The organism is Peribacillus sp. P4_C12 (genome assembly GCF_056402095.1).
This window is the reverse complement of the sequence record NZ_JBFUIB010000218.1, coordinates 1-5,974: the sequence shown is the minus strand read 5'-3', so window position 1 is coordinate 5,974 and position 5,974 is coordinate 1. Positions and strand designations below refer to the sequence as shown.

The window sequence follows — 5,974 nt, the reverse complement described above, 5'->3', positions numbered from 1 at the left end:
AAACAGAGGGGTGATTAAATGAAGGCTATTAGCGAAATAGAAGTTTTAATCGTAGAAGATGACTTACGGATTGCTGAAATACAGAAGCTGTTCATCGAAAAAATTGAAGGGTTTCAAACCATTGGGATAGCGTCAAGTTATGTTGAAGCTAAAAGCTTCATTGAAATCATGCAGCCGGACCTATTGCTGCTCGATATGTATTTTCCAGATATGAATGGGCTCGATATTCTGAAAGAAATCAAGCAGCAAAGCAAACAAATGGATGTCATTATGATTACGGCAACAAAAGAGATTGAAAAAGTCCAGGAAGCCATTAAAATCGGCATATTTGATTATATTATCAAGCCTGTCGTATTTGAACGGTTCAAACAGTCCTTACTCCGATATCAAGAATATTACATTAAATTATCTGAATTAGGAAAGGGCAATTTTCCTGTGACACAGCAACAAGTGGATAAGCTTTTGAGAAAGGAAATGAATGACAAGGAAAGAGAACAGACTTCATTGCCAAAAGGAATTGATAGGATGACTTTGGAGAAGGTGATGGTAGTGTTGGGAAACACATCCCCTGGGTTAACTGCCGAAATAGTGGCGAAGGAAATCGGAGTGAGTAGGACTACGGCAAGGCGTTATCTTGAACACTTGATGTCTGAGGAAAAAATTGAAGCGGATTTAACATATGGCACGGTAGGACGGCCTGAAAGGGTTTATGCCATTAAGATATAAATGGATTCGCCTGGTGGCGAATCTGTTTTTGTTTGAGCAATACATAGATTTGCTTTACATATAAGGGAAGTATGATTCGAATGGGTTGAAAATAGTTAATTGTTTTCCTCATTCATTTGAGTGGATTTATTAATTTTTGAGGGGTAAAAATGATAAATGAGGAAAAAATACGTGTGAAAAGTGAAAGGATAGACAAGTATATGACATTTGTCATGCCTGCCAATTGACGTTTATGACTTCAGATGATCGGTGATTATTCCTATACTTAAGAAGAGAAAGATAGTTCGTTAAATTTAACGGGCCAAGGCGTAAATTATAGTTGCTTTAAAATGTAAGCTTACCAATCCATTTAAACACTCCACGTTTCTATATAATATTTATTAGGAGGAAGTTATGAGTAACCATAATCAAAAACAATTGAGAAAAGATGTTGCCCCTTTTGAAATGTCCAATACTAAATCAAGTGTGAAACAACTTTTAAATACATTTCCACCCTTTTTTCTATTATGGTTCTTAGCCTATCAGAGCTTATCGATCTCATATTGGCTGACCCTTGCATTTAGCGTTCTGGCTTCAGGGTTTGTGGTCAGGATTTTCATTATTTTTCATGATTGCTGTCATCAATCGTTTTTCAAAAGTAGGAAAGCGAATAATATCTTGGGTACAATCAGTGGAATCGTCACATTATTTCCGTATGAACAATGGAAGCATAGTCATTCCATACATCATGCAACCAGCAGTAATTTAAACAAACGCGGTACCGGCGATATTTGGGTCATGACCGTTGATGAATATGTAGCCGCTTCATTCTGGGGACGTCTAGCTTATCGTTTATATAGAAATCCGATCGTCATGTTTGGTTTAGGACCATTTTATCTATTCCTTGTGTCGAATCGTTTGAATACAAAAGGCGCTAGAAAGAAAGAACGTATGAATACGTATCTGACAAATGCTTCTATTTTGGTGATTTATGGTCTTTTATGCTTGGCTATCGGATGGCAGGCATTCTTGATGATCCAAGTACCGCTTCTTTTTGTAACGGGATCACTGGGCATCTGGCTGTTCTATGTACAGCATCAGTTTGAAGATTCTTATTTCGAAGAGGAATCAGAATGGGATTACGTGAAGGCTGCCATTGATGGAAGTTCTTATTATAAGCTTCCAAAGGTTTTACAATGGGTAACTGGAAATATCGGTTTCCACCACGTGCATCATCTTAGTCCAAGAGTGCCAAACTATAATCTGGAAAAAGTCCATGATTCCACACTTCCTTTGCAACAGGCAACGACAATCACTCTTGGTTCAAGCTTAAAATCGCTTCGCTTCCGCCTTTATGATAGCGAAAACAAAACGTTTGTAAGTTTTAAAGAGATTAAGCACCGTCTAAGTGATACAAAATCAAAGGTAGGAATCAATAATAAACGCCCAAGTCTTCAAGAAAAATAAATAGTTTATTAAAAAACCATTCAATTTCCATTGGATGGTTTTTTGATGAAACTCCGTAGTATATACTAAGAGTAAAAGAAAAAGAGGCAGCGCCATGCAAAGTTGGTATCATATCTTTCCGAAGAACACAGGGCTAAGCCCTTATGTCTGGATCATTTTTTGTATCCTCCCTTTTTATTTCATTTTCAAATCTTCATCTATGTTGGAGATTGTTTTTGGAATCGTCATGATCATTTTGTTTTTCATTTCATATGGCCTTTCATTCGTTTCAAAAGGATGGCCCGTATACGTTTGGACTGCGATACAAATAGTCATATCCATATCCATGACCATATTTTTCAGCTACATTTACTTTTCACTTTTTTTAGCATTCTTTATTGGGAATGTTCAAAATAAGGTTGGTTTTTTCGTATTATATTCGATTCAGTTATTAGCTACCATCGTGTCCGTCAATATTGGGTTCATCATGAAAGATCCTACCTTCTTTTCGCAATTTCCCTTTATGCTCATTTGTGTAGTAGGCGTGATTCTTCTGCCATTCAACACATATAATCGGAATAAACGGGATAGGCTGGAAGAACAACTGGAAGATGCCCATAAAAGAATATCCGAACTTGGCAAAATGGAAGAACGTCAGCGGATTGCTCGTGATTTACATGATACTCTTGGACAAAAACTTTCTTTGATTGGCTTGAAAAGTGACCTTGCTGGGAAATTGATTGATTTAAACCCGGATTCGGCTAAGAAGGAAATCAAGGATATCCGCCAAACGGCGAGGACGGCACTTAAAGAAGTACGGGAAATGGTGTCGGAAATGCGTGGGGCTAAGCTAAGCGATGAAATAATCCGGGTCAAGCAAATTTTGAAGGCGGCAGAGATAGAATTTAAATTGGAAGGCACCACGGAATTGCAAGATACCCCATTGCTTGTTGAAACGGTTTTAAGCATGTGCTTGAAAGAAGCTGTGACCAATATAGTCAAACATAGCCGTGCCGACTGCTGTAATATCGTCATCGAAGAATTACAAACAGGAGTGACGATTAAAGTACAGGATAATGGAGTGGGGCTTTCACATAAATCAGAGTTTTATAAAGGCAATGGACTTCAAGGAATGAAAGAAAGGCTTGAATTCGTTAATGGCAGCCTAGATATTAAATCAACTGAAGGAACTACACTTTACATTAGGGTTCCGAATGCTATAAAAAATAATGAATAGGTGGGATTAACTTTGATTCGAATCGTTATTGCTGAAGACCAGCGGATGCTGCTTGGTGCGCTAGGTTCTATCCTTGATTTAGAAGAGGATATGGAAGTTGTCGGAAAAGCAAGCAATGGGGAAGAAGCAATGAATCTCGTCAATCGTTTAAAGCCGGATATCTGCATTACGGATATTGAAATGCCCGTTAAAACCGGGCTCGATGTAGCGGAAGAGATTAAGAGTCAGGGCCACCAATGCAAAGTCATCATTTTAACAACTTTTGCACGTCCTGGATATTTTGAAAGAGCCAGAAAGGCAGAAGTAGGTGGGTATCTACTGAAGGATAGTCCAAGTGAGGAATTGGCAAACTCAATTAGAGTCATCATGGATGGTCGGCGCATATATGCTCCAGAGCTGGTAGATATGGCTTTTGAGGAAGAAAACCCGTTGACTGAACGAGAGAGTCAAGTGCTCAAATTGATTGCAGATGGTAAGAATACTAAGGAAATTGCCAGCCAGCTTTATCTAACTAATGGAACGGTTCGTAATTATATTTCGGTCATTCTCGATAAATTGGATGTAAGCAATCGCGTTGAAGCGATAGTAAGATTCAAGGAAAAGGGTTGGTCAAAAGATTGATTTAGGGTTTGCCAAAGAGGCAGATCCTTTTTGGCACGATGACATGGCGGTTCCGCAAGTTATAAAGAATCAAAAAAACATATGGTTGGGGTTAGGATATGATATATTAATTTTTATTCATAAGTATTGGAGGGAGATGACCATTATGCAAAAAGCTACATTTGCTGGAGGCTGTTTTTGGTGCATGGTGACACCATTTGAAGAACAACCCGGCATTGGAGGAATCGTATCCGGTTATACAGGAGGACACGTTGAAAACCCAACTTACGAGGATGTGAAGACGGGAACTTCTGGCCATTATGAAGTCGTTGAAATTACTTTCGATCCTATGTTATTTCCTTATGAAAGACTGCTGGAATTGTATTGGCAGCAGATTGACCCAACCGACGATGGCGGTCAATTCCATGACAGAGGAAGCCAGTATCGCACGGCTATCTTCTATCATAATGAAACTCAAAAACAATTAGCTATTGAAACTAAGGAACAGGTAGCAGCTAGCGGTAAGTTCAAGAAACCTATAGTAACGGAAATCCTGCAGGCCCAAACCTTTTATCCGGCTGAAGAATATCATCAAGGCTATCATAAGAAAAACAAAGATGAGTACAAAGCGGACCGTGCGAAATCAGGACGCGATGAATTCATTGATCAACATTGGATTGGTAAATAAAAGTACAAAAGAACCGGATGTGTTTTCACACCCGGTTCTTTTTTCAATTTTGATTCTTTCTTCAAGTAAGTATATTCGTTGTTAATAAGGGTGATCCAACAGAATTTCTAAAGATTCTTCTTTATCGGTAGTATATGGGACAGTTGGCGCGAAAAAGGACATAGAGCATAAGGTAGTGGATTGCTGGGAATCCGCCCCCTATTAATTGAAGTTCTACAGTATCGATAGTTAAGGAACATAAAACAGGGAAGTCACCTCTCTTTAATCTGTATAGATAGAAGCAGGGCTTTTTTTCTCTATAAAATTGTTTTTGTCATACGATTTAACGAGAAGGGTTCAATTTCTCATGATATTTTCATTTTTCTTCAGTACACTAAGGGGTAGGTGGTGTTAAATAATGAATAAAAGAATTTTAATTATAGAAGATGAAGAAAAAATCGCGAGGGTCATACAGCTGGAACTGAACCATGAGGGTTATCAAACTGAATCGGCTTTTACCGGAAAAACAGGTTTGGAAAGGGCTGAAGCTGAAGAGTGGGATTTAATCTTATTAGATGTGATGCTACCCGAGTTGAATGGCATAGAAGTACTTAGGCGTTTTAGAAAAAAGAATGGTCACACACCAGTCATCCTCTTAACAGCCAGGGATGCTATACCTGATAAGGTGAACGGCCTGGACCATGGTGCGAATGATTATGTAACGAAACCATTTGAAATAGAAGAACTACTTGCCCGGATTCGTGCTTGTTTTCGGATGAATGTACGGGGGAGCCAATCAGAAGGAAAAGCGGATGACCTTAAGGTCCATGATCTGCAATTGAACCTTGGTACAAGGGACATTTTGAGACAAGGCAAAAGGATCGAGCTGACTTCCCGCGAGTTCGACTTGCTAGTTTATCTTTTGCAAAATAAAAATCAAGTACTGTCGAGAGACCAAATCCTGACCCATGTATGGGGGTATGATTTTGTAGGGGATACGAATGTGGTTGATGTGTATATTCGTTATTTACGTAAAAAAATTGATTATCCTTTTGATTTGCAGCTCATACATACCTATCGAGGGGTAGGATATAGCTTGAAGGAGCCAGTATGAAGATCCGGACGAAAATCCAATGGTATTCTAGTCTTTTTTTAATCCTCATGCTGGTAGTGCTGAGTATCATCGTTTTAACCGCCTTTCTTTGGATTTCCGTTGAGAGGGAACAGGATATGCTTGAAAATCAGGCTTCGTTAATCGAAGAAAATGTCCAGGCGAAGGATCTATTCTCCGGCAATTCTAGCTTGGTAGAGCCATATAC

6 protein-coding genes and 1 pseudogene are annotated in these 5,974 nt (G+C 38.9%); all 7 read left to right on the top strand.

Features of this window, described 5'->3' with window-relative positions; genetic code table 11:
* The first annotated feature begins 18 nt into the window (after positions 1-18).
* On the top strand, positions 19-726 hold the full coding sequence (locus tag AC1DUW_RS19265; RefSeq protein ID WP_057215817.1) for a response regulator: 708 nt from the start codon (positions 19-21) through the stop codon (positions 724-726).
* A 393-nt stretch (positions 727-1,119) separates the two neighbouring features.
* Positions 1,120-2,172, top strand: coding sequence for a Delta(5) desaturase DesA (desA, locus tag AC1DUW_RS19260; RefSeq protein ID WP_056524577.1), 1,053 nt, complete (start codon positions 1,120-1,122; stop codon positions 2,170-2,172).
* Between the two features lie 94 nt (positions 2,173-2,266).
* On the top strand, positions 2,267-3,388 hold the full coding sequence (locus AC1DUW_RS19255) for a sensor histidine kinase (RefSeq protein ID WP_252432790.1): 1,122 nt from the start codon (positions 2,267-2,269) through the stop codon (positions 3,386-3,388).
* Between the two features lie 12 nt (positions 3,389-3,400).
* A complete protein-coding gene (locus AC1DUW_RS19250) occupies positions 3,401-4,009 on the top strand; it encodes a response regulator transcription factor (protein WP_053348644.1) in 609 nt (202 codons plus the stop codon).
* A 145-nt stretch (positions 4,010-4,154) separates the two neighbouring features.
* The gene (gene msrA / locus AC1DUW_RS19245; RefSeq protein ID WP_379168180.1) at positions 4,155-4,676 is read left to right on the top strand and encodes a peptide-methionine (S)-S-oxide reductase MsrA; all 522 of its coding nucleotides are present in this window, start codon (positions 4,155-4,157) and stop codon (positions 4,674-4,676) included.
* A gap of 397 nt (positions 4,677-5,073) precedes the next feature.
* Complete coding sequence (locus AC1DUW_RS19240) at positions 5,074-5,769, top strand: response regulator transcription factor (RefSeq protein WP_053348646.1); 696 nt, start codon at positions 5,074-5,076, stop codon at positions 5,767-5,769.
* A pseudogene (locus AC1DUW_RS19235) lies at positions 5,766-5,974 on the top strand (hypothetical protein); the annotation flags it as partial. The gene AC1DUW_RS19240 and the pseudogene AC1DUW_RS19235, both read left to right, overlap by 4 nt.